Here is a 21,522-nt window from a genome sequence, read left to right as displayed (position 1 = left end):
GGGCCGCAACTCAGGGGGCATCCCGCACGTCAGACGTACAAGGGACGAAGAGGGAGCGCAGATGGTCATTTTCGGCTGGCGCACGACGATCCAGCAGATCCGCATGCTCACGCTGGTGTGCGGGCACTGCCACCACCAGTCCGCGCACCAACTCTTCCGGCGCTACACGAAGCCCACGATCTTCTTCATCCCGCTGTTCACCATTCGCAGCAGGTACGGGCTGCAGTGCACGTTCTGCGGTGCCTCCTACGACATCAGCAAGATGCACGCGCATCAGCTGGTCTGACAGGCCTCGCAGCCGGGCGCGTGCCGATCGGTGGTGACGCGCCCGCACTCCGGGCAGATCAGCTCGAGGAGGCAGGCCGGCTCAGCCCCAGGGACAGCACCGACGTCCACAGCCAGCCGATCGTCGCGACCACGTAGAGCAGCACCGTGCCGCCGGGGTCGCCCAGGAACGCCATCGGCACCACCAGCAGCAGGCCCGTCAGGCCGCTCATCACCGCGAGCCACCCCCCGAGCCTACGCGCGAACACGAAGCACGCCCCGATCCAGCCGATCATCGCGACGCCGAACGCCACCGCGTGGAGCGCGCCGTGCCAGGACGTCGACGCGGGCGGGCCGTCGGGAGCGCCCGCCGGGAAACCCAGGGCCGGGTCGGCCACGAACACCCCGCCGAGGACCATCCCCACCCCCATCAGGCCGATCAGCCGCGCACCCCACCTCGTGCGCCGCGTCATGCCGGTCGCCGCCACGACGAACAGAGCCCCGCAGACGACGAAGTTCACGATCTGGATCCAGCCGAGCGAGCCGAGGCTGAGCATGCTGAACGGGTGGCGGGTGAGGTCGAAGCCCTCCCGGGTGAACGCCTGGACGTACCCGACGACGAGGTAGAGCGGTCCGGCGACGACTCCGCAGGCGATGCGGGACATGGTTCCTCCAGCGGTTCGGTGTGGGGAGAACCGGATCACCGACAATATTTTTTGTCAAGAATAGTCGCACTGTCTTGACGAAGAGAATCGTCGGCGGCAGGATGAGACCATCCACCAGCCTGGAGGGAAGAGCCGATGGGGCACGAGTTCAGAAGCACCGATGAGATCGAGGTGCCGGCGTCCGTCGAGGACGTCTGGACCGCGATCGCGACCGGGCCCGGCATCGACTCGTGGTTCATGGGCCGCAACGAGGTCGCGGACGGCCAGGTCAGGATGGCCTTCGGCGGTTACCGGCCGACGAGCGAGGTCACCGCGTGCGACCCGCCGCGCCACTTCGCCCACGACAGCGGCAAGGCGCCCGACGGCCGGTTCATCGCCTACGAGTTCCTCGTCGAGGGCCGCGAGCACGCGAGCACGGTGCTGCGGATGGTCACGAGCGGCTTTCTGCCCGGCGACGACTGGGCCGACGAGTTCGAGGCGATGACGCTGGGCGGCGCGCTGTTCCGGCGCACGCTGCAGGAGTACCTGACGTACTTCCCCGGCCGCACGGCCCGCCCGCTCACGGTCTTCGGACCCGTGGTCACCGACTGGGACGAGGCCTGGGAGAAGCTCGGCGCGGCGCTGGCGGAGAAGCTCCCGGACGCCGTCGAGTTCCACCGCAACGCCCACACGCTCGGCCTGCGCACCGGCAGCGGCCTGTACCGGTTCCTGCGCGGCTTCGCGGGCCCGATGATCGCGGCACACCACGTCTTCGAGGGCGCCGAGTCCGAACAGGACTGGCAGGACTTCCTCGACACCACCTTGGGAGAGCAGAGATGACGCGCTTCACGACCTCCGCCGACGGCACGGAGATCGCCTACTCGGTCACCGGCTCCGGCCCGGCGCTGCTCCTCGTGGACGGCGCGATGTGCCACCGCCGCTTCGGCCCCACCACCGAGCTGGCCTCGGTGCTCGACAAGGACTTCACCGTCCACACCTACGACCGGCGCGGACGCGGCGAGACCGGTGACGGCGCGACGCCGTGGTCGCTCGAACGCGAGGTCGAGGACGTCGACGCGGTCATCCGGGAGGCCGGCGGCAGCGCGTTCGTGTTCGGCGCGTCCTCGGGCGCGGTGCTCGCGATGGAGGCCGCCTCACGCCTGCCGGGCATCACCCGGCTCGCGCTGTACGAGGCGCCGTTCGTCGTGGACGGCACGTACGAGCCCCGCCCCGCGGACATCGTGCGGCAGATGAACGACATGCTCGCCCGCGGCGACCGTTCCCGCATGCTCTCGACGTTCATGAAGATGGTCGGCGTGCCCGGCATCGGCCTCGCGGTCATGAAGCTGACCCCGGTGTGGAAGAAGCTCAAGCCGGTCGCGCACACCCTGCCGTGGGACCTGACGATCCTCGGCGACGACGGCCGCGGCACCCCGCTCCCGGCGAACCGCTGGAAGGTCGAGGTGCCCACGCTCGCGATGGACGGCGGCAAGTCGCCGGAGTACCTGCGCAACGCCATGCGCAACGTCGCGGAGGTGCTGGGGGCGGACCACAGGACGCTGCCCGGTCAGACGCACCTGTACAAGTCGTCGGTCATGGCGCCGGAACTCGTGGAGTTCTTCTCACGGGCCCAGCGCACCGCCGGTCCCATCGCGTAACCGGCCACGGCGAAGAGCCCTCCGACCAGCAGCCACCCGAGCGCTCCCCAGCCGAGCACGACGGTGGTGAGCAGGGCGGGACCGACCATGCGCGCGACGGCCGTTCCGGTCGAGAAGAAGCCCTGGTACTGGCCCTGCCGGTCGGCGGGCGCGAGGGAGAAGCTGATCTCCCACGCCCCGGAGGCCAGCATCATCTCGCCGAGCACCTGCAGCGCGGCGGCGGCGACCAGCAACGCCGCCGCAGGCCAGGCGCCGAGGCTGAACGCCGTCACCGCGAAGACCGCGCAGGACGCGAACAGGACCAGTCCGGCGTGCTCCACGAGCTTCGAGGCCTGCCCCAGACCGGTGGCGCGGCGGGCGATCCGGACCTGGAACAGCACGACGGCCGCGGTGTTGAGCACCAGCAGCGCGGCCGCGAGCCACGTCGGCGCCTCGGTGCGCTGCACGATCCACAGCGGGATGATCAGGCTCAGCAACGGCATGTAAAGCAGCATCACGGCGTTGATGAGCGTGATCAGCGCGTACGGGCGGTCTCCGAGCACGTCGAACTTGCCCTTGGTCCTGCTCATCACCGTCTCGGGCAACGTGGCCACGACCGCCGCGGCGATGAGGAAGCAGAGCACGTCGAGCACGAACACGGCGGTGTAGGCGGCCTCGGTGCCGAGGTGCAGCGCGAACCCTCCGGCCGCGGCACCGATCGCGATGCCCGCGTTGGCCGTCGACTGGATCCGCGCACGGGCCCGCGTCCGCTCCCGCGGTGTCGTGAGGCCCGCGAGAAGCGCCTGCCTGGACGCCTGCAACCCGCTCTGGAAGCTCGCGTACAGGCACATGACCACCACGAACGCGGTGAAGTCCCTGGTGAGGAGCAGGACGCCGGTGCTCGCGGCCGTGGCGGCGGCGAGCACGACGGCGGTGGTGCGCGGGCCCAGCCGGTCGGCGACGTGGCCCAGCGCGACCCCGGCGACGGCCCCCACTCCCCACGCGAGGGTCAGCGCGAGGCCCACCCGCGCCGCGCTGAGGCCCACGACCTGCGTGAAGTAGAGGGCCGAGACGACGAGGAAACCGCCGTCACCGATCGAGCTCGTCAGCTGCGCGTACGCGAGTCGCCTGGTCATGCATCAGACCGTAGGACCGCGATTGGCCCTGGCCTTGGGACAAGACCGTGCTCTTTCCCTGGGCCAATTCGGTGTCCACGCCCGTCCGGAGCAGCTTGACCGCGGGTGGAACGGGAACGCGGTTTCGTCAGGGGTGCATCCGGGCGCCCTTGAAGATCTTGTCGACGGCGTTCTTCTGGCCGTGCACCGCGATGCCGACGAGGTCGAGGTCCTGCGTGTGCACCTTGCGGACGGCGGCGCGGTTGTCGGCGTCGTTGCCGGTGGCGAACAGGTCGGCGGTGAAGATCGACATGACCTGGTCGCGGTTGAGCGCGCGCTCGTGGGCCTTCTTGACGAGGTCCCGGTCGCCCTGCAGCACCACCACGGGCTGGCCGAACATGGGCAGGTACCTCACGTCGTCGGCGTCCACGTACGGCTCTCCGCGCAGCACCTCCGGCAACCCGCTGACGAGGAAGGCGGTCACGTTCAGGGCCTGCCAGCCGGCCAGGTCGTCCCGCAGCAGCACAGCGATCTTGGTGTCGAACATGCCGTCCACGATCGCGGACGTGGCCGTGCGGCGTCTTGTACGTTCCTGACATGAGCACGACCGCGTGGAAACCTGCGGTGGAAGGCATCAAGGAGGTCTTCCACGCGTCGTTCACCACGCACGTCTACCCGGCGCACACGCACGACGCCTGGACGTTGATGCTGCTCGACACCGGTGCCGTGCGGTACGAACTGGACCGTCACGAGCACGGCGCTCTCGTCGAAGGCGTCACGCTGTTGCCGCCGCACGTGCCGCACGACGGCCGTTCCGCGTTCCCGACTGGCTTCCACAAGCGCGTGCTGTACCTGGACGACTCGGTGCTGCCCGCCGGCCTGGTCGGCAAGGCCGTCGACACGCCGATGCTCGCCGACCCGCTGCTGCGGCAGCGCGTGCACCAGCTGCACCTCGCGCTGGACGAACCGCTCGAGGCGTCGAGCCGGCTCGCGCTGATCACCGAACGCCTGGCGCACCACTTCGCGGGCACCACCCCGGCGGTCCACGCCGATCCGACGCTGGCCGACCGGGTGCGGCAGCTCCTGGACGCCTCGCTGCCCGGCGGGGTGACGCTGAACGACGCCGCCCGGGAGCTGCGGACGAGCCCGACGCACCTGGTGCGGGCGTTCAGCCGCCGGTTCGGCCTGCCCCCGCACCGCTACCTGACCGGGCGCCGCGTCGACCTCGCGCGCGGGTACCTGGTCGAGGGGCGGTCCGCGGCGGAGGCGGCGGTGCTGGCCGGGTTCCACGACCAGTCACACCTGACGCGCCACTTCCGCCGTGTCCTGGGTACGAGTCCCGGCCGGTTCGTACGCTGACACCGTGCACGTCGGCATTCTCGGGCCCGTTGAGGCGCACTCCCCTGACGGCAGGATCGCGGTGGGTGGCCCCCGGCCGCGCACCCTGCTGGCGGCGCTGGCGATCCGGGCGGGCGACATCGTGCCGCTCGACCGGCTGACCGACGAGCTCTACGGCACCGCGCCGCCGTCCGACGCCGCGAACGCCCTGCAGGGCCAGGTCTCCCGGCTGCGCAGGGCGTTGGGCGACGCCTCGCTGATCGAGTTCCGCCCCGCCGGCTACCTGCTGGCGCTGCCGGCCTCGCAGGTCGACGCCCACCGGTTCGCCTCGCTCGCGGCGGAAGGCCGGCAGGCGCTGGAGCGGGGTGACGCGCAGGCAGCGGAATCCCTCCTGTCCGAGGCGCTTCGGCTGTGGCGCGGGCCCGCGCTCGCCGACGTCGCCCTGCCGGACCACGCGACCCGGCTGGAACAGGAACGCTCGGCGGCGTCGACCTCGCTGGTCGCCGCGCGCGTCCGGCTCGGGAAGGCCGGCGTGCGGGAGGTCCGGGACCTGGTGGCGCGGCACCCGCTGGACGAACGGCTGCGCGGCTACCTGATGCAGGTGCTGCACCAGCAGGGCCGCCAGGCCGAGGCGTTGCAGGCGTTCGAGGACGCGCGGGCGTTGCTGGCCGACCAGCTCGGCGCCGACCCGTCGCCCGAGCTGCGCGCCGTCCACCTGCGGGTGCTGCGCGGCCAGACCCACCGGGAGCCGCCGGCCCAGCTGACCAGCTTCGTCGGCAGGGAGGAGGAGCTGCGCCGCATCGCCTCGCTCTCCTCGCGCCTCGTCACCCTCACCGGGCCCGGCGGGGCGGGCAAGACGAGGCTGGCGCTCCAGGCCGCCGGTCCCGGCGCGATCTTCGTGGACCTGGCGCCCGCCAAGGACGTCGCGGCGGCGACGCTGCAGGCGCTGGGGCTCAAGGAGACCGCGCTGGAGCCGGAGGACCGCCTGACGCTGGCCCTGCGCGACCGCGACTCGTTGCTGGTGCTGGACAACTGCGAGCACCTGGTCGTGCAGGCGGCCCGGCTGGCGGGGCACCTGCTCGGCACCTGCCCGTCCCTGCGCATCCTCGCCACGAGCCGGGAGGCGCTCGGCATCACCGGCGAGACGCTGTGCCCCGTGCCGCCGCTCGACCCCGAGCAGAGCGTGGCGCTGTTCACCGACCGCGCCCGCCTGGTCAACCCGGCGTTCGCGCGGGACCGGCACACCGCCGCCATCTGCCGCGAGCTCGACGGCCTGCCGCTGGCGATCGAGCTGGCCGCGGCGCGCACGCGCACGTTGACGACCGAGGAGATCTCCCAGCGGCTGAACGACCGCTTCCGGTTGCTCACCAAGGGGAACCGCGCCGCCGCACCCCGCCACCAGACGCTGCGCGCGGTCGTGGAGTGGAGCTGGGACCTGCTGTCGCCGGACGAGCGCGACCTGGCCGCGTGCCTCGCCACGTTCAGCGGCGGCGCCACGCTCGACGCCGTCGAGGAGGTCTGCCGGCACGACGTCGAGGTGCTGGACGCGTTGGTGGACAAGTCGTTGGTGGAGGCCGCCGACGGCCGGTACCGGATGCTGGAGACCATCCGGGAGTTCTGCTCCGAGCACAGGCGCGTCGACGCCGAGCACGCCGCGTACTTCCACGACCTCGCCCGCCGCGCCGATCCCGAGCTGCGCCGGCGGGACCAGGTCCGGTGGTTCGCGCGGCTGAGCGCCGAGCACGCGAACCTGCTCCAGGCCGTCGAGTGGGCCACGGCGCACGAGCCGGAACGGGCGCTGCGCCTCGTCAGCGACCTCTCCTGGTACTGGTACGTGAAAGGCAGCCGGACGGAGGTGCAGGGCCTGGCCCGGGCACTTCTCGACCGCGTGCCGGAGCAGTCCACGGAGGAGTACGCGGTCCTGCTGGCGCTCGCCGCCCCGGAACGCGTGCAGGAGAAGCTGCTCGAGCTGCGCGGCCCGATCCGGCAGCCGTTCGTGCTCGTCGCGTGGGCCATGCTCACCGGTCCGCCCGACCCGTCCGCCCCGCGCACGGCGTTGCAGGACGAGGTCGAGGGCAGCGAGGACCCGTGGATCCAGGGCCTCATCGGCTTCAGCAACGCCTACCTGGCCTGGGCGACGAGCGGCGACCGCCCGCGGGCGGTCAGCGAGTCGCGCGCGGCGTTGCGCCGGTTCCAGGACCTCGGGGAGCGCTGGGGATCGGCGCAGGTCCTCGACGTGCTGGCGAACCTCACCGAGGACCCGGTGGAGGCGCTCGCCCTGACCGACGAGGCCCTGCGCGTGGTCGGCGAGCTCGGCGCCAAGGAGGAGCTCGCCGAGCTGCGCGGGCGGCGCGCGGACCGGTTGCTCGACCTCGACCCCGGCCAGGCGGAGCGCGACTACCTCCAGGCCCTGGAGCTCGCCGCGGAGGCGGGCCTGTCCGCCACGCGTGCGCTCGCCCACGCGGGCCTCGCGCGGATCGCCCACCGCGGGGGTGATCCGGCGCGGGCCGAGGCGTTGCTGCGGGAGGCCCGGCGGGAGCTCGGGTTCGGGTGGATGCACGCCGCCGCCCAGCAGCAGGTGGACGAGGTGCTCAGCGAACTGGCCGGTACTCCGGGAGCTTGATCGCCGTGGCCGCCCGCAGGTCCGTCCGCGCGACCAGCGGGATCTTCGGCAGGAGGCGGAACATCCGGTCCCGCACCCACATCCCGAGCCGGCTGCCCGGCGCGAGGAACGGCCCGGGGTTGCCCTGGCAGCCCCGCGCGTACGGTCCGACCAGGGCCTCGTACCGGGCGAACGCGTCGCCCCCCGCCGCCATCTCGCCGGCCAGCACGTAGGCCGAGACGACCGCGAGCCCGGTTCCCATGCCGCCCAGGGTGGACCCGTAACCCGCGTCGCCGATCAGCGTGACGCGGCCGGAGCTCACCGCGGGCATGCGGATCCGGCTGATCGAGTCGAAGTAGACGCCCGGCGCGATCAGCGATTCCGGCATCATCTCCGGCGGCACCGACGACCTGTACATCAGCCACCCCGGCGCCGTGAGGACTCCGGGCGAACAGGTCAGGTCGCGGTCGTCGCCCTCGGCGTCCCAGATCGCGAAGTAGTAGCCGCCGAACTCCGGCCGGTACGAGGGGAAGACGAGCCGCCGCACGCCGGACCGCATGCCGTCGGCGCCGATCACGAAGTCGAACCGCCGCGGGCGCCCGTGCGCGAACGTCACGTCCACACCGGCGCCGTCGTCGTGCAGCGACGTGATCCAGTCGCCGAACACGTACTCCGCGTCCGGGGCGCTCAGCTCGTACAGCAGCCGTGACAGGTCGCCGCGGAGGATCTCGACGTCCCCCGCGGTGAACGACGCGGGCAGCCGTGAGCGCTCACGTCCGTCGACGCCGCGGAACACCATGTCGCGCGGTGTCGTCCGCGCGGCCAGCACCGCGTCGAGAACACCCATCCGCCTCAGCACGGACAGGTGCGCCTCGCCGCGGAAGTCCACGGCCTGCCCGCCGCTGCGCAGCGACGGCGCGCGTTCCACCACCGTCGGGGAGAAACCGTGCCGCGCCAGCCAGTGTGCGAGCGCGGGTCCGGCGACTCCCGCTCCCGAGATCAGTACGTCCATGCCCGGGAGCCAACGCCGGTCCGCTGACCGAACGCCTACGAACCGCTGATGATCTTGAGCATCTGCGAGATCTGGCCCTGGCGGGTGGTGACCACCCGGTCGGCGTAGGCCGTCGTCTCCGGGTTCATGCCGTCCTTCTTCTCGGCCAGCGCCATTTCCACACCGGCGCCCTGATGACCGGTCATCAGGTTGAGGAAGTTCATGTCGAACTCCGCGCCGCTCTTCTCCTTGGCCTCGTTGATGACCTTGTCGTCGAGCAGCGGCTGACCCCCGTGGGCGGCGTGCAGGCTCGCGCCGTCACCCTCCGGCTTGTCCCAGAGCTTCAGCCACGACTTGAGCATCGTGAGCTCCTCGCGCTGGGTCACGTCGATCGCGCCCGCGAGGTCCTTCGCCTCCTGACTGGTCGCCTTCGCGAGCCCCACCTGCGACAGGCTGATGCCGAGCTGCAGGTGGTCCACCATCATCTGCACGAACATCACGTCCGCGTCGTTGAACCTCGCACTGGCACCCGGAACGGGTGGTGCGGCGGAGGACGCGCCGTGCCCGTGGGCCTGCTGGCCCTCCGGCACGACGGCCTCTCCGCCGCACCCCGCCAGCGCCAGGACCGCGACCGCGATCACCAGGCGCTTCATCGGGTCAGATCTTCTCCCAGAGCGCCGCGGCGTTCGGCGGTTCCCAGCCGGTCAGCGAGGTGTGCGCCTGCCGGCAGCGGTAGGTCGAGCCGCCGTAGGTGACGGTCGAGCCGGCCGCGTAGGAGGTGTTCGCCGCCCACGTGCCGCCCGCGGGCGGCTGCTGCGTCGTGGAGGTCGGCGGCGTGGTGGTCGTGGTCGGGCGCGTCGTCGTGGTGGTGGGCGGCGGGGTCGTGCCGCCACCACCGTTGATGTTGAGGTCGATGCACGAGTAGAACGCGTTCACCGTGTCGCCGATGTTCCAGATCGCGTAGAGCTTCTGGCGACCGGAGAACCCGCCGAGGTTGATCGTGTGCGTGGTCGGGTTGCTGGGCTGCGCGTTGTTGCCGGACACGTAGCCGACGCGCGTGCCGTTGATGAAGTACTCGTAGTCGCGCGTGACGTGCCGGGCGGTGAAGGTCCAGGTCAGCGTCAGGGAGCTGCCGGTGTTGTGGACCTTCCACGGGAGGGCGTCGTTGTCGAGCTCGCGGAAGGCGCTGTTGGCGCCGCTGCAGTTCATCAGGCCCTTGGGGCCCTCGGCGCTCTGCGGCTCGTACCTGGCCTGGCCGCAGGAGTTGCCGAGCGCACCCTGGGCGCACTGCGCCGCACGGCTGGCCGGTGACGACACGTAGCCGTGCGCACTGGCGGTACCGACCGGCGTGATGAAGACGATGGCAGGGACAGCGGCCAGGACGAGCGCCGCTTTACGCATGATTTTCATTCGTCCGAACTCCTTGGATCGTTCCCGGACGGGGTGACCCGTAGGCAGGGGGTGGGAACCGGGAGCGCTTCTGATCGCTCACCGATCCAGTTTCGGTCAGTGGTCCAGACCATAAACCGGCTTTCGGAAAGTGGTCAAGCGGTCACGTCCGCGACCTCGAACCCGTTCAGCGCCAACAGGTCCACTTACGCCAGTGGTCCTGTCCTGCGCCATTCGGGTTACCGCGACACACCGATCGGCCCACCGGTAGGAATGCGCGAACGTGGGTATCCCCTGCCCATGCGCGATTTCGACGAGCCCAGCAGGACATCAGGCCCCGGCGTCGTAGCCGACGGACCCGCGGGTGCGCCCACGGTACTCGTGATCGATCCAGCGGGAGAGGCTCCTCACAACGAGATCCCGGCGACCTGGCGGGACCTGACCGGCGAGCTGCGCGTGGTGTGGCTGCGCGTGCCCGCCGCCCCGACTTGGAAGTCCACAGTGGACACGGTTCTGAGCAGGCACCGCGATTCCCGCACCGTGCTCGACGTGGTGTCGAGCGGTCCGCTGGCGGCCGACGTGGTCGACCTCGTGAGCCAGCACGAAGACCTCGTGCGCTCGGTCCTGCTGGTGGACCCGGAGGTCGACCCGACCGAACCGTTCGTCCGGGTCATCGCCCGCACCAGCGACGACGACCACACCCGGGCGCCGCTCCCGCTGGGCCACCCCGACGTCGTGGCGGGTGTCCTCAAAGCACTGGACGACCTGCGCTGATCCACCGGAATCGAAAATCCTCCGGGTTCCGGGACTTCCTCTGAACCGGACAGATCGGCCACCCGTATCCCTCGGCAGGGAACCGAGACGGGAGGCTTCATGCGAGCGCGTCTGCTCATCATCGCGCTGGGGCTGCTGGCGCTGGCGGGCTGTTCACCGGTCAGCGGCAGCAGCACCGGCGAACCGGCGGCCAACGAGGCGGACGCGACGTTCTCGTTGCGCATGATCCCCCACCACCGCCAGACGATCGAGATCGCCAAGGTCGCGACGCAGAAGTCCCAGGACCAGTTCGTGGTCGACGTGGCCGACAAGATCGCCACGGCCGAAGCGGGCGAGATCGAGCAGATGGCCACCTACCTGCGCAGCTGGAACATCCAGGTTCCCGGCGACGACGCCGGCGCCACCCACAAGATGGCGGGCATGATGACCGCCAAGGACGTCGAGGCCCTGAAGTCCGCCACCGGCAAGCAGTACGACGACCTCTTCCTCGCGACCCTCTCCCGCCACCTCCGCAGCGGCGTCGACATGGCCAAGGACGCGCAGGCGAAGGGCGAGCACATCGGCTCGAAGGCACTGGCCGGCAAGATCATCGTGTCGCAGACCGAGGTCCTGGACCAGATCAGCGCCAAGCAGAAGTCCTGACGCCGCACCGTCTGCCGGAACATCGACCAGCCGCCCGGCCGGAAAACCAGTCGGCAACCCGCCCACCCAGCCCTACCCTCCACCCCATGTACCCCGGAGTGGAGCCCTACGCCCAAGGCCACCTCCCCGTAGGCGACGGCCAGCAGATCCACTGGGAAGCCAGCGGCAACCCGGCCGGCAAACCGGCGGTCGTCTTCCACGGCGGCCCGGGCTCCGGCTCGAACCCCCGCTGGCGGGAGGACTTCGACCCGTCCCACTGGAACCTCGTGCTCTGGGACCAGCGAGGCAGCGGCAAGAGCACCCCGCCGGCGTCGGACCCGCGAACCAGCATGGAGCACAACACCACCCAGCACCTGATCGACGACGCCGAGAAGCTGCGGGAGCACCTCGGCATCGACAGGTGGCTGCTGATCGGCGGCTCCTGGGGCTCCACCCTCGTCCTCGCCTACGCCATCCAGCACCCCGAGCGCGTCAGCGAGATCATCATCCCGGCGGTGACCACCTCCCGCCCCGAGGAGCACGCGTGGATCACCCGCGGCCTCGGCATGTTCTTCCCCGACCACTTCGAGGCCTTCCGCGACGGCGTGCCCGAGGAGGACCGCGACGGCAACCTCGCGCTCGCCTACAACAGGCTGCTGAACTCGCCGGACGCGGAGGTGCGCGAGAAGGCCGCGTGGGACTGGAGCAAGTGGGACCTGGCGACGATCACCGGTGGGGACAACGACTTCACCGGCACGCGGTACGAGGACCCGGTGATGCGCTACCAGCTCGCGCGGACCGTCAGCCACTACTGGGGCAACGAGGCGTTCCTCGAGCCCGGCCACGTCCTCGACAACCTCCACCGGCTCGAAGGCATCCCGGGGATCCTCATCCACGGCCGCAACGACTTCGGCGGGCCGCTGCACACGGCGTGGGAGGTCGCGAAGAGGTGGCCCGACGCCGAACTGGTCATCCTGAACGACGCCGGGCACGTCATCATGGAGGGCAACAGCATGGACCGGGCCATCACCGCCGCCGTCGAGAAGTTCCGCTAGGGCGCGACGGGTCCGGGCCGGTGGTAGAGGTCCTCACCGGCCCACCTGATCCGGTCCGCAAAGCCGAAACCGGGTGCGGCCACGAAGTTCGAGGCGTCGTCCACGGAACCGGAACCGTCGTAGCGGGCGCGCAACGGGTACGGGAACACCGGTCGTGTGCGGACGACGTTGCCGGCGTCGTCACGGCCGACGGCGAGGATGCGGGACGGTGCGGTGCCTCCCTCCACCCACGACACCAGGGCGGCGAACGGGTCGAAGTCGGTGAGGGTGTCGCCGCCGCCGCAGTGCCACATCGACGGCACGACGAAAAGCCTTGCCCAGTCCGGGTTCGTGCCGCCGGTCAGGCGCTGCCAGTAGTCGAGCGTGCCCTCGAACGGGATGCCCTGGTCGCCCGCGCCGTGCCAGAGGATCAGCTTGCCGCCGGAACGCTGGAACCGGCGCAGGTCGAGCGAGAGCGAGTTCGCCTTCACGGTTTCCGGGACCAGGCGGCGGAACTCGCGCAGCGTGAACTCGAACGACTCCAGCGACGAGTGCGGGCGGCCGATCGGGTAGACGAGGTGCTTCAGCCCGTTGTCGGCCAGTTCGGGCGCGATCCCCCTGCCGAGGCCCGGGGTCGGGTTGAGCCAGAACGTCCACGACCGCTCGGAGCCGTAGGGCTGGCCGCCGGGGTAGAGCCGCACCCCACCGTCGGACGGGCCCGCGTACAGGCGGCGGACGCGGGCGATCTCGTCGTCGGTCAGCTGACCGGCCAGCGTGCCGACGTCGAACCGGCACAGGCGCGGGTCGTCGATCTGGCCGTCCACCAGGCCGTCCGAGCCGTCGCAGGCCTTCATCACCGCGTCGTGCAGCACGAAGATCTTGTCGTTCGGGATGGTGTTGCGCGCGATCCACGCCTGGTAGGCGATCAGCGCCGTGTAGTAGGCCCCCGGCGCCGCCGCGATGATGCCGTCGAAGTCGTCCGGGTAGCGCTGGGCGAGCAGCAAGCCCTCGCGTCCGCCGTTGGAGCAGCCGCTGAAGTAGGAACGGGTCGGCGCCTTGCCGTAGAACACCGAGATGATGTGCTTGGACACCTTCGACAACGCGTGCGGCGCGCGGAAGAAGTAGTCGTCACGTGCTTTCTGGTCGTCGACAGCCCACCTGGTGTCGAACGGGTCCTCGGGCGAGACCTGGTGGCCGTCGTCGGTCGCCGCGACGGCGGCGTCGCCGAAAGCCGGGCCGCACCCGGCCGGGAAGGCCGGATCGCCGATGATCCCGCAGAACCCGCCACACCCGTACTGCAGGTAACGCCCCTGGTAACCGCGGGTCGGCAGCTTCAGCTGGAAGCCGATGCCCGGCGCGATCGTGCCGCGCACGTCGCAGAACTCGGGCGTCCCGGCCACGACAGCGGCCGACGTGACCTGGGTGCGGGCGTCCGGCACGTCGAACGAACGCACCAGGTCCGCGCACGATCGCACCGGACGAGGTCCTGGCCTTGCCGTGGCAGGAGAGATGCCCGCGGCGACGGTCGTCAAAGCGACGAGGAACATGAACAACTTGCGCGACATGTGAAGCGTCCTTCCCCCTGTAGCAGGACGTGCAAGGGGAGTGTTCCAGCTGTCCGACGTGCACGCGTGGGCGTGGAGTCTGATCCTTCTCAGCCGAGCGGATGATCTCGCGTACGACCGGAGGGGTATCACCGCGACCGAGGATCAGGTGCCCCAGGGGTTTTCCCTCGGACCACTCGAAGTGCGCGTGCGGGATCACGCCCGTGAAGTCGCGCGACACGTACTCCGTGCTCATGGAGCGGAGCATGCCACCACGAGGTGGTCAGGGCCGGAACTCGGCCGGGAACCCCGCTTCCTGAACGGACAACCCGGATGGGCGAAGCGTTCCGATGCTGCCCTGGGTGTGCAGGTCGAGGAACATGTCCACGACGTCCGGATCGAACTGTTCGCCCCGGCCGGCCCAGAGCTCGCGCCTGGCGCGGTTCTCGTCCAGCGCGGTCTGGTGCGGGCGGTTCGACCGCATCGCCGCCCACGCCACGCAGACGGACAGGATCCTCGCCTCGGCGCGGATGTCGGCGCCGCGCAGGCCGTCCGGGTACCCGGTGCCGTCGTAGCGCTCGTGCTGCTGCCTGATCACGTGGGCCACGCCCGCGAACCCCGGCACCATCCGCGCCAGCCGGTAGCCGAAGTCGGGGTGCTGGCGCAGCAGCCGCCACTCCTCTTCGGACAGTGCGCCCGGCTTGGTCAGCACCACCTCGGGGATGATGACCTTGCCGATGTCGTGGAGGCGGCCCGCGAGCTGCGCGACCCTGATCGTCGGCGCGTCGAGCCCGAACTCCCCCGCGGCCACCCCGGCCCAGCGCGACACCGACCGGCTGTGGTCGTAGCGGTGCAGCCACCCGTCCACCCGGTCCGCGACCTGGCAGAGGAACTCGGCCATCGCGCCGTCGGTGTCCGGGTCGACCGCGGGCAGCGGTTCCGGCCCGACCGCGATCCTGTTGCGGCCCGCCGCCTTCGCCGCGTACAGGGCGCGGTCCGCGATCACCACGATGTCGTCGGGGCCGTCGCCGTGCGTCGGGAAGCTCGCCGAGCCGACCGACACCGTGACGGACAGCGGGATGTCGTCGTTGCCCGCGTTGACCGGGATCGGCTTCTCCGCCACGCGCTCGCGCAACCGGTTCGCGATCACCGACAGCCTGCCGGGACCGGCGTCCGGGACGAGCAGCGCGAACTCCTCGCCGCCGTAGCGCGCGAGCACCTCCCCGGACCGCGACGCGGCGCGCAGCCGTGCCGCGACCTCCATCAGCACGTCGTCGCCCGCGGGGTGGCCGTAGTTGTCGTTGATCGACTTGAAGCGGTCGACGTCGATGATGAACACCGCGACGGACCCGTCGTTGCGCCGCGCCCGCGAGATCTCCAGCGGCAGCTGCGCCTCGAAGAACCTCCGGGTGTGCAACCCGGTGAGGCTGTCGGTGATCGCGAGCTTGCGCTGGTCCGCCACGAGACCCGCGAGCCGGGCGATGATCAGCAGTGACAGCAGCGCGCTGCCCCCGGCGATCACCAGGACGTCCTGCGACGACTGGCCGACGTCGTGGAGCAGCATCAGCACCGGGGCGGCGAGGGCGGCCGAGGAGAGGGCGACGATCCGGCCGCGGCTCAGGCCGACGTCCTTGACGTGCGCGCGGTCGCCGAGCCGCGACATCGTGGGGTGCAGCGCCGCCGCGCCGATGCACAGGTTCGCCGACAGCCAGATGGCGTCGAGGGAGTTGCCCGCGTGGTAGCTGCCGTCGAGGCGCTGCAGGACGTAGATCGTGTCCGCGGTGAGGATGCCCAGCAGGTTGCACGTCAGCAGCACGAACGCGCGGGGCCGCGGGCCGGCGCCGAAGATCAGGCGCAGCGCCACCACGAACAGCGCGAGGTCCATCATCGGGTAGCCCAGCGACGCGATCTTCACCAGCACCGGTGACGTGGTCCGCGCCTGGGGGCCGATGACGTAGAGCCAGGACGCCATTCCGGCGACGACCGCGAGCACGGCGGCGTCGAGCAGGCTCGGCAGGTCCAGGCCCGGCGTGCGGCGGCGGATCAGCAGGATCACGCCCGCCACCATCAGCGGGTAATGGCCCAGGTAGAAGATGTCCGCATAGGACGGGTAAACCGTGTACTCGAAGATGTAGTGCGACGCGTAGAACGTCAGGTCGGCGATCGCGTAAACGACCTGGCTGAGTGCGAGGAACACCCATGGCCGCCGCCATTGGGGGCGGTTGCGCTTGACACCGGCGAAAGTCGCGATCGCGGCAGAGGCGCTGATCGTGCAGTAGAGCGCCACTCGCACCGATTGCCCCGTCGTTCCCGCGGGGCTGACCGGGATCAGGTAGTAGAGACCCAGCAGCAGGTGACCTGCCACCAGGTACATCCACCACGCTCCGGTCCGGCCGGCACGGAAGACGGTCACACGAGACCCCTCGTTCTACGACTTTGGTCGAGCCACGTGATGATGCCCGACTCCGGATGATCGCGGCACCGGCGTTACTCCAATGAGGTGACCCACGATTACCGACGTTACCGCAAATCCCGGTTCTGCTTTTCGCCACTGCGACGACGTTGATCCGCGGCGTCGCCGATCGGTGCCCGCACTGGTCCCCCCCCGGTCGATTTTGACACGACTTTTCGCTGTTCGAAGGTGGATTCGCGCACCTCCTGTGACGGACAATTCCCGACTGCCCCGTCAGTCGGTTGCTCCCGTGCGGCCTTCGTCGTTCACAGTGGCTCGCTGCCGGCCGGAGCGGGACGCGAAAGCACGCAGACCGGGCGGCCGATTGCTCGGCACACCCGGTCTGCGCAGGGAGGATCCGGTGGACCCCGTGGACGGCTGGATCAGCCGGGGTCAGCCAGGAGTCAGCCGCAGTGCTCGAAAGCGCTGGTGTAGCTGGAGGAACCGACCACGCCGCCCCACTTGACGCACTTGCCGGGCGCCTTCTTCTTCACGGGCCCGGCGTAGTAGCCGTACTCGTCGCGGTCGGTCGTGCGGGCCTCGCCCTGGACCTCGAGGAACGCACCGACGTCCGAGGCGGTGCCGATCTTGGTGGTCTTGATCGCGACGACGCAGTTGTAACCGTTGGACGCGTTGTAGAGCAGCGAGACGCGGGCACCGGTGACGTCGGCGCCGTCGACCACCTTGTAGCCGTCACCGCACGCCTCTTCGGGGGTGTACGGGTTGGTGGTGCCGCCGCCACCGCACTTGTTGTTCGACTTGTAGCTCTTGGTGCCGTAGTACAGGATCGTCGTCCCGGAGAACTTGATCTTCTGCGGCGTCCCGTTCAGCAGCTGCTCGAAGTGCAGGTGGGCGCCGGTCGAGCCGCCGGTGTTGCCGACGTTGCCGATGGTCTGGCCCTGCGAGACGCTCTGGCCGACCGACACCTTCTGCGCGGACAGGTGGGCGTAGCGCGTGGTCCAGCCGCTGCCGTGGTCGATCTCGACCCAGCGGCCGTAGCTCGTGCTGCCCTCGTTGCGGACCTTGCTGACCTTGCCGGCCGCCGACGCCACGACCGCGTCGCCCTCGTCCGCGCCGCGGTTCAGGTCGATCGCGAGCTGCGGGCTGTGGCCGGTGCGGGTCTGGCCCGACCAGGTCTGCCCGCACGGGAAGGGCAGCTCGAAGTTGGTGGCGGCGCCGGCCTGCGGAGCGCCGAGCACCAGCACCCCCAGACCGATCGCGAGACCGGCGACCCCGGAGATCATCCTCTTGACGTTCATGGTCTTCCCCTCGTCGTCCAAAAACGGTTCTGCGGTGCGGGCCTGAGACGGCCGGACGGTGGTGCAGCCGGTCGAGCCGCGCTCCCCCATGGCGCTGACACTGCCGGTGTGCGCTCACAGCGACCTGACAGCTACACCCGGTCAGCTGTCAGCGAGGTGTCAGAACCACAGCACAACGCTGTCGCCGGCGCTGCGGCCTCCTGCGCGAGGCGCTGGCCGCCCGGTGCGCCCACGGCGGGGCGGGGCGGCTCGACCGGCACACCCCCTTTCTGTCCGATGTGGACTGACTCGTGCGTTTCGCAGCCGGTCGGCGGACGAGGTCGTGGACGTCAGCGATCGGTGCGCGATCGGTCAGCGGCACCCGCCGTCGTGGCCGCATGACGTGGTTGCGCAAGCCCTGGGTGGGCCCGTTGGCGTTCGTGGTGCTGGCTTTCGTGGCGTTCTCGCTGCCGCCCTACCTGACCGGCGACCGCCTGCAGGCGCGCGTGCAGTCGGACTGGGGCCGCACTACCCCCTGCTCGTGGTGCACGTCGTCTGCTCGTCGATCGCCATCGTCACGTGCGTGGTGCAGATCTGGCCCTGGCTCCGCGGCCGCTTCCCCGCGTCGCACCGCCGAATCGGCCGTGGCGTGCGGCCCGGCAGCGGCAGTTCCGCGACCACCGCAGGTGGATGATCCGCAGCTTCGCGCTGACCGTCTCGATCATCACGAACCGGATCTGGGGCGTGGTCGCGTTCCTGCTGTTCGCGGACCGCGTGCCGCAGGCGGAGCCGCCGGCCACGATCGCCGGGATCTCGACCTGGGCGGGGTGGACCGTGCCGTTGCTGATCTCGCAGTGGTGGCTGGAGCGCCAGCCCCGGCGGCGGCGTGCGGTGGCGGGGCAGCGGGAGGTGGTCAGCTTGTGATCCGGCAGGCTGACAAGGGGTTGCGCGGCGGCTACGGTCGGTTCCCATGAGGCTGCTGCTCGCTGTGCTGATGATAGTCGCCCTCGCCCCGGTCGCGTCCGCCGCGCCGGCCACCCCGACCGCGAAGTGCGAGTTCATCCCGACGCCGGAGAACCCGGCCGCCCGCCCCGTCCAGCCACCGAGGTCCGTGGTGCCCGCGCGGGGAACCGTGAAGGTCACCATCGCGACGAACTACGGCGTGGTCGTCGCGGACCTCGACCGCGCCAACGCGCCGTGCGGTGTCGAGAACTTCGCCCACCTGGCGCGGAGCTGGTTCTACACGATGACGCAGTGCTGGCGCCTGACCGACACCACGCGCCTGGGCGTGCTGCAGTGCGGTGACATCCACCGCGCCGAAGAGGGCGGGCCGGGCTACCGGTTCGCCGACGAGGTGACGGGGCGGGAGACCTACCCGCGCGGCACCATCGCGTACGGCAACCAGGGACCCGGCACGAACGGCAGCGAGTTCTTCATCGTGCACTCGTTCGCCAACATCAAGCCCGTCTACACCGTGATGGGCCACGTGACCTACGGCATGGACACGCTCGACCGGATCGTGAAGGCCGGGATCGTGCCGCAGCCCGACGGCCTGCTCGACGGTGCTCCCCGCAAGCCGGTGAGGATCCTGCACGTCCTCGCTGGTTAGTGTGTGGCCGTGCGAAAGATCCTGGTCATCGGTATCGGCGCGGGCAACCCCGACCACCTGACGGTGCAGGCCGTCAAGGCGTTGCAGACGGTCGACGTGTACTTCGTGCTGGACAAGGGTTCCGTGAAGCAGGAGCTCGTCGACCTGCGGGCGTCGATCCTGAAGGCGCACGTGACGCGGCCGTACCGCTGGGTCGAGGGCCGCGACCCGGACCGCGACCGCACCCCCGCCGACTACACCGCGACCATCGACGCGTGGCGCCGGGCGCGCGCGGACGTGTGCCTGGGCCTGCTGTCCGAACTGGGCGAGGACGAGGTCGGGGCGTTCCTGGTGTGGGGCGACCCGTCCCTGTACGACTCGACGCTGGCGATCCTCGACGACCTGCTGGCCCGCGGCGAGTCGTTCGAGGTGGAGGTCATCCCGGGCGTCACGTCGGTCGCGGCGCTGACGGCAGGGCACCGGGTGGCGCTGAACCGGGTCGGCAAGCCGGTGCAGATCACGACCGGGCGCCGGCTCGCCGAGGGCTGGCCGTCCGGCGTGGACGACGTGGCCGTGATGCTGGACGCCTCGTACTCGTTCGAGGGCGTGGACCCCGACACGTGGATCTACTGGGGCGCCTACCTCGGGATGCCCGACGAGATCCTGGTGTCGGGGCGGGTCGGGGACGTGGCGGCGGAGATCCGTTCGGTGCGCGAGGAGGCCCGTGCGCGCAAGGGCTGGATCATGGACACCTACCTGCTGCGCAGGCCCTGACCGCTACTCCGCGATCAGCCGCTCGACGGAGCGGACGACGAGGTCCCTCGACGCGTTCGGCGTGCTGAACGCGAGGATCGACATGTGCACGACCAGGTCGAGCAGGTCCGTGGCGTTGAACACCGCGGTGATCTTGCCTTCCACCTGGGCTTGAGCGATGGCCTCGACCTTGTGCCGGTGCGCCTGTGCCTCCGGCTCCGGGATCGTGTCGAAGCCGTTCTCCAGGCGGTGGTACGCCGCGAGCCGGAGCAGCCTCGGCTCCTCCTGGTAGGCGTCGAACAACCGGCCCGCGTAGCCCGGGAGGTCGTCCGGCGTGATCGGCACGGACTGGACGACGTGGTCGATCTGGATCTTCAGCAGCTGGTCGAACAGGCCCTCCTTGCTGCCGAAGTAGGCGTAGATCATCGCCTTGTTGCAGCCCGCCTTGGCCGCGATGCGGTCGACGCGCGCGCCGGCGATGCCGTACTCGGCGAACTCGTCGAGCGCCGCTTCCAGCAACTTGGCCTTGGTCGCTTCCTTGTCCCTCACCACGCCCGCCAGTTTAACCAACCGGTTGGTAGAGGCAACTAACCAGTTGGTTGACATCTTGCCCCGGGACGTGGTTGTCTAACTCTGTCAACCAAACAGTTAGTTAGTACGGTCGGTCAGGAGTAGGGCATGAAGGTCGCACTGGTCACGGGTGCTTCGTCGGGAATCGGCGAGGCCACGGCGCAGGAGCTGCAGAAGGCCGGCTACACCGTCTACGCGGCGGCGCGCCGGGTGCGGCGGATGGAGGGGCTCGCCGCGAAGGGCGTCCGGGTGCTCGAGATGGACGTCACCGACGACGGGTCGATGACCGAGGGCGTCAAGAAGATCATCGCCGAGACCGGGCGCATCGACGTGCTCGTCAACAACGCGGGCTACGGGTCGTACGGCGCCGTCGAGGACGTGCCGCTGGACGAGGCGCGGTACCAGTTCGAGGTCAACGTCTTCGGGCTTGCGAGGCTGGTCCAGCTGGTGTCGCCGCACATGCGGGAAGCAGGCCGCGGGCGGATCATCAACGTCTCCTCGATCGGCGGGCGCATCTACGAGCCGCTCGGCGCCTGGTACCACTCGACGAAGTTCGCGGTCGAGGGGTTGAGCGACTCGCTGCGGCTCGAACTGAAGCCGTTCGGGGTCGACGTCGTGGTGATCCAGCCCGGCGGCATCAAGACCGAGTGGGGTGGGATCGCCGTCGAGAACCTCGAGAAGACGTCCGGCGGTGGTGCGTACGCGGAGCAGGTCAAGCAGTTGGCGGGGTTCTTCTCGCAGATGGACCGCGCCAGTGAGCCCAAGGTCATCGCGGACGTCATCGTGAAGGCCGCCGAGGCGAGGAGGCCGCGGACGCGGTACGCGGCGGGGTTCGGGGCGCGGCCGGTCCTGTTCGCGCGCAGGGTGCTGTCCGACCGGGCGTTCGACGCGCTGTTCCTCGGGGCGATGCGCCGGTTCGCCTAACCCCTGTTCCTCCTGTCTGACCAGGTACCTTCGGTTCAGAACCA

At 70.4% G+C, this 21,522-nt stretch carries 22 protein-coding genes; 12 read left to right on the top strand and 10 right to left on the bottom strand.

Annotated features, from left to right (window positions below; all coding sequences use genetic code 11):
• Positions 1-61: 61 nt before the first annotated feature.
• Entirely contained in the window at positions 62-286 is a 225-nt protein-coding gene (locus BLQ91_RS03640; RefSeq protein ID WP_090095107.1) for a zinc-ribbon domain-containing protein, read from the top strand.
• A gap of 58 nt (positions 287-344) precedes the next feature.
• On the opposite strand, the gene BLQ91_RS03635 is transcribed toward BLQ91_RS03640, so the two are convergent.
• Positions 345-929, bottom strand: a complete 585-nt coding sequence (locus BLQ91_RS03635; RefSeq protein ID WP_090095106.1) for a DUF998 domain-containing protein — start codon at positions 927-929, stop codon at positions 345-347.
• A gap of 135 nt (positions 930-1,064) precedes the next feature.
• Here BLQ91_RS03635 and BLQ91_RS03630 point away from each other — a divergent pair, with 135 nt between their 5' ends.
• Together BLQ91_RS03630 and BLQ91_RS03625 are read left to right on the top strand one after the other, a co-directional pair.
• Complete coding sequence (locus tag BLQ91_RS03630; protein ID WP_090095105.1) at positions 1,065-1,748, top strand: SRPBCC family protein; 684 nt, start codon at positions 1,065-1,067, stop codon at positions 1,746-1,748.
• Positions 1,745-2,566 (top strand): alpha/beta fold hydrolase, encoded by an 822-nt coding sequence (locus BLQ91_RS03625; RefSeq protein ID WP_090095103.1) that lies wholly within the window; start codon positions 1,745-1,747, stop codon positions 2,564-2,566. Before BLQ91_RS03630 ends, BLQ91_RS03625 begins: the two co-directional genes overlap by 4 nt.
• On the opposite strand, the gene BLQ91_RS03620 is transcribed toward BLQ91_RS03625, so the two are convergent.
• Together BLQ91_RS03620 and BLQ91_RS03615 are read right to left on the bottom strand one after the other, a co-directional pair.
• Positions 2,476-3,681: an MFS transporter gene (locus tag BLQ91_RS03620; RefSeq protein ID WP_090095102.1), complete on the bottom strand. Its 1,206-nt coding sequence runs from the start codon at positions 3,679-3,681 to the stop codon at positions 2,476-2,478. The genes BLQ91_RS03625 and BLQ91_RS03620 overlap by 91 nt on opposite strands.
• A 127-nt stretch (positions 3,682-3,808) precedes the next feature.
• Positions 3,809-4,207, bottom strand: a complete 399-nt coding sequence (locus tag BLQ91_RS03615) for a DUF2000 domain-containing protein (RefSeq protein WP_090095963.1) — start codon at positions 4,205-4,207, stop codon at positions 3,809-3,811.
• Between the two features lie 50 nt (positions 4,208-4,257).
• Here BLQ91_RS03615 and BLQ91_RS03610 point away from each other — a divergent pair, with 50 nt between their 5' ends.
• Together BLQ91_RS03610 and BLQ91_RS03605 are read left to right on the top strand one after the other, a co-directional pair.
• Positions 4,258-5,019: an AraC family transcriptional regulator gene (locus tag BLQ91_RS03610; RefSeq protein ID WP_090095100.1), complete on the top strand. Its 762-nt coding sequence runs from the start codon at positions 4,258-4,260 to the stop codon at positions 5,017-5,019.
• 4 nt (positions 5,020-5,023) lie between these two features.
• Complete coding sequence (locus BLQ91_RS03605; protein WP_176959549.1) at positions 5,024-7,621, top strand: ATP-binding protein; 2,598 nt, start codon at positions 5,024-5,026, stop codon at positions 7,619-7,621.
• Here the strand turns inward: BLQ91_RS03605 and BLQ91_RS03600 are convergent.
• Genes BLQ91_RS03600 through BLQ91_RS03590 form a run of 3 tightly spaced genes read right to left on the bottom strand, consistent with a single transcriptional unit; the run spans position 7,590 to position 10,001 of the window.
• On the bottom strand, positions 7,590-8,612 hold the full coding sequence (locus tag BLQ91_RS03600) for an FAD-dependent monooxygenase (RefSeq protein ID WP_090095096.1): 1,023 nt from the start codon (positions 8,610-8,612) through the stop codon (positions 7,590-7,592). The genes BLQ91_RS03605 and BLQ91_RS03600 overlap by 32 nt on opposite strands.
• A 35-nt stretch (positions 8,613-8,647) precedes the next feature.
• Positions 8,648-9,244 (bottom strand): DUF305 domain-containing protein, encoded by a 597-nt coding sequence (locus BLQ91_RS03595; protein ID WP_090095095.1) that lies wholly within the window; start codon positions 9,242-9,244, stop codon positions 8,648-8,650.
• A gap of 4 nt (positions 9,245-9,248) precedes the next feature.
• Positions 9,249-10,001 carry a lytic polysaccharide monooxygenase gene (locus tag BLQ91_RS03590; protein ID WP_090095093.1) on the bottom strand — a complete coding sequence of 251 codons (753 nt, stop codon included), beginning with the start codon at positions 9,999-10,001 and terminating at the stop codon, positions 9,249-9,251.
• A gap of 279 nt (positions 10,002-10,280) precedes the next feature.
• On the opposite strand from BLQ91_RS03590, the gene BLQ91_RS03585 reads away from it, so the two are divergent.
• From BLQ91_RS03585 to pip, 3 genes are all read left to right on the top strand, one after another.
• Positions 10,281-10,754, top strand: a complete 474-nt coding sequence (locus BLQ91_RS03585; protein ID WP_143022510.1) for a hypothetical protein — start codon at positions 10,281-10,283, stop codon at positions 10,752-10,754.
• 99 nt (positions 10,755-10,853) lie between these two features.
• Complete coding sequence (locus BLQ91_RS03580; protein ID WP_090095089.1) at positions 10,854-11,396, top strand: DUF305 domain-containing protein; 543 nt, start codon at positions 10,854-10,856, stop codon at positions 11,394-11,396.
• Positions 11,397-11,482: 86 nt separating this feature from the next.
• Positions 11,483-12,430, top strand: coding sequence for a prolyl aminopeptidase (gene pip / locus BLQ91_RS03575; RefSeq protein WP_090095088.1), 948 nt, complete (start codon positions 11,483-11,485; stop codon positions 12,428-12,430).
• Here the strand turns inward: pip and BLQ91_RS03570 are convergent.
• The 3 genes from BLQ91_RS03570 to BLQ91_RS03560 form a co-directional block, all read right to left on the bottom strand.
• Positions 12,427-13,974 carry a tannase/feruloyl esterase family alpha/beta hydrolase gene (locus BLQ91_RS03570; protein ID WP_090095086.1) on the bottom strand — a complete coding sequence of 516 codons (1,548 nt, stop codon included), beginning with the start codon at positions 13,972-13,974 and terminating at the stop codon, positions 12,427-12,429. The genes pip and BLQ91_RS03570 overlap by 4 nt on opposite strands.
• A gap of 262 nt (positions 13,975-14,236) precedes the next feature.
• Entirely contained in the window at positions 14,237-16,366 is a 2,130-nt protein-coding gene (locus tag BLQ91_RS03565) for a bifunctional diguanylate cyclase/phosphohydrolase (protein WP_245733063.1), read from the bottom strand.
• 443 nt (positions 16,367-16,809) lie between these two features.
• Positions 16,810-17,664, bottom strand: coding sequence for a M23 family metallopeptidase (locus BLQ91_RS03560; RefSeq protein WP_090095961.1), 855 nt, complete (start codon positions 17,662-17,664; stop codon positions 16,810-16,812).
• A 669-nt stretch (positions 17,665-18,333) separates the two neighbouring features.
• Here BLQ91_RS03560 and BLQ91_RS42430 point away from each other — a divergent pair.
• The 3 genes from BLQ91_RS42430 to cobF are packed head-to-tail and all read left to right on the top strand — an operon-like array spanning position 18,334 to position 20,005.
• A complete protein-coding gene (locus BLQ91_RS42430) occupies positions 18,334-18,567 on the top strand; it encodes a DUF2306 domain-containing protein (RefSeq protein ID WP_245733060.1) in 234 nt (77 codons plus the stop codon).
• A 46-nt stretch (positions 18,568-18,613) separates the two neighbouring features.
• On the top strand, positions 18,614-19,252 hold the full coding sequence (locus tag BLQ91_RS03550; RefSeq protein ID WP_090095084.1) for a peptidylprolyl isomerase: 639 nt from the start codon (positions 18,614-18,616) through the stop codon (positions 19,250-19,252).
• Between the two features lie 9 nt (positions 19,253-19,261).
• On the top strand, positions 19,262-20,005 hold the full coding sequence (gene cobF / locus BLQ91_RS03545) for a precorrin-6A synthase (deacetylating) (protein ID WP_090095960.1): 744 nt from the start codon (positions 19,262-19,264) through the stop codon (positions 20,003-20,005).
• Between the two features lie 3 nt (positions 20,006-20,008).
• On the opposite strand, the gene BLQ91_RS03540 is transcribed toward cobF, so the two are convergent.
• Positions 20,009-20,536: a TetR/AcrR family transcriptional regulator gene (locus tag BLQ91_RS03540; protein ID WP_090095083.1), complete on the bottom strand. Its 528-nt coding sequence runs from the start codon at positions 20,534-20,536 to the stop codon at positions 20,009-20,011.
• Between the two features lie 126 nt (positions 20,537-20,662).
• Between BLQ91_RS03540 and BLQ91_RS03535 the strand changes: the two genes are divergently transcribed.
• Positions 20,663-21,478: an oxidoreductase gene (locus BLQ91_RS03535; protein WP_090095081.1), complete on the top strand. Its 816-nt coding sequence runs from the start codon at positions 20,663-20,665 to the stop codon at positions 21,476-21,478.
• Positions 21,479-21,522 lie beyond the last annotated feature (44 nt).

This window comes from Lentzea jiangxiensis (assembly GCF_900104175.1).
Classification (GTDB): Bacteria; Actinomycetota; Actinomycetes; order Mycobacteriales; family Pseudonocardiaceae; genus Lentzea; species Lentzea jiangxiensis.
Note: the sequence above shows the minus strand (reverse complement) of the source record. Positions and strands in the feature narration are given on the sequence as shown.

Excerpts from the sequence above, each read along its gene's own strand:
- BLQ91_RS03640 (WP_090095107.1), top strand. The coding sequence starts at position 62 with ATGGTCATTTTCGGCTGGCGCACGACGATCCAGCAGATCCGCATGCTC.
- BLQ91_RS03635 (WP_090095106.1), bottom strand. The coding sequence starts at position 929 with ATGTCCCGCATCGCCTGCGGAGTCGTCGCCGGACCGCTCTACCTCGTC.
- BLQ91_RS03630 (WP_090095105.1), top strand. The coding sequence starts at position 1,065 with ATGGGGCACGAGTTCAGAAGCACCGATGAGATCGAGGTGCCGGCGTCC.
- BLQ91_RS03625 (WP_090095103.1), top strand. The coding sequence starts at position 1,745 with ATGACGCGCTTCACGACCTCCGCCGACGGCACGGAGATCGCCTACTCG.
- BLQ91_RS03620 (WP_090095102.1), bottom strand. The coding sequence starts at position 3,681 with ATGACCAGGCGACTCGCGTACGCGCAGCTGACGAGCTCGATCGGTGAC.
- BLQ91_RS03615 (WP_090095963.1), bottom strand. The coding sequence starts at position 4,207 with ATGTTCGACACCAAGATCGCTGTGCTGCTGCGGGACGACCTGGCCGGC.
- BLQ91_RS03610 (WP_090095100.1), top strand. The coding sequence starts at position 4,258 with ATGAGCACGACCGCGTGGAAACCTGCGGTGGAAGGCATCAAGGAGGTC.
- BLQ91_RS03600 (WP_090095096.1), bottom strand. The coding sequence starts at position 8,612 with ATGGACGTACTGATCTCGGGAGCGGGAGTCGCCGGACCCGCGCTCGCA.
- BLQ91_RS03595 (WP_090095095.1), bottom strand. The coding sequence starts at position 9,244 with ATGAAGCGCCTGGTGATCGCGGTCGCGGTCCTGGCGCTGGCGGGGTGC.
- BLQ91_RS03590 (WP_090095093.1), bottom strand. The coding sequence starts at position 10,001 with ATGAAAATCATGCGTAAAGCGGCGCTCGTCCTGGCCGCTGTCCCTGCC.
- BLQ91_RS03585 (WP_143022510.1), top strand. The coding sequence starts at position 10,281 with ATGCGCGATTTCGACGAGCCCAGCAGGACATCAGGCCCCGGCGTCGTA.
- BLQ91_RS03580 (WP_090095089.1), top strand. The coding sequence starts at position 10,854 with ATGCGAGCGCGTCTGCTCATCATCGCGCTGGGGCTGCTGGCGCTGGCG.
- pip (WP_090095088.1), top strand. The coding sequence starts at position 11,483 with ATGTACCCCGGAGTGGAGCCCTACGCCCAAGGCCACCTCCCCGTAGGC.
- BLQ91_RS03570 (WP_090095086.1), bottom strand. The coding sequence starts at position 13,974 with ATGTCGCGCAAGTTGTTCATGTTCCTCGTCGCTTTGACGACCGTCGCC.
- BLQ91_RS03560 (WP_090095961.1), bottom strand. The coding sequence starts at position 17,664 with ATGAACGTCAAGAGGATGATCTCCGGGGTCGCCGGTCTCGCGATCGGT.
- BLQ91_RS42430 (WP_245733060.1), top strand. The coding sequence starts at position 18,334 with ATGATCCGCAGCTTCGCGCTGACCGTCTCGATCATCACGAACCGGATC.
- BLQ91_RS03550 (WP_090095084.1), top strand. The coding sequence starts at position 18,614 with ATGAGGCTGCTGCTCGCTGTGCTGATGATAGTCGCCCTCGCCCCGGTC.
- BLQ91_RS03535 (WP_090095081.1), top strand. The coding sequence starts at position 20,663 with ATGAAGGTCGCACTGGTCACGGGTGCTTCGTCGGGAATCGGCGAGGCC.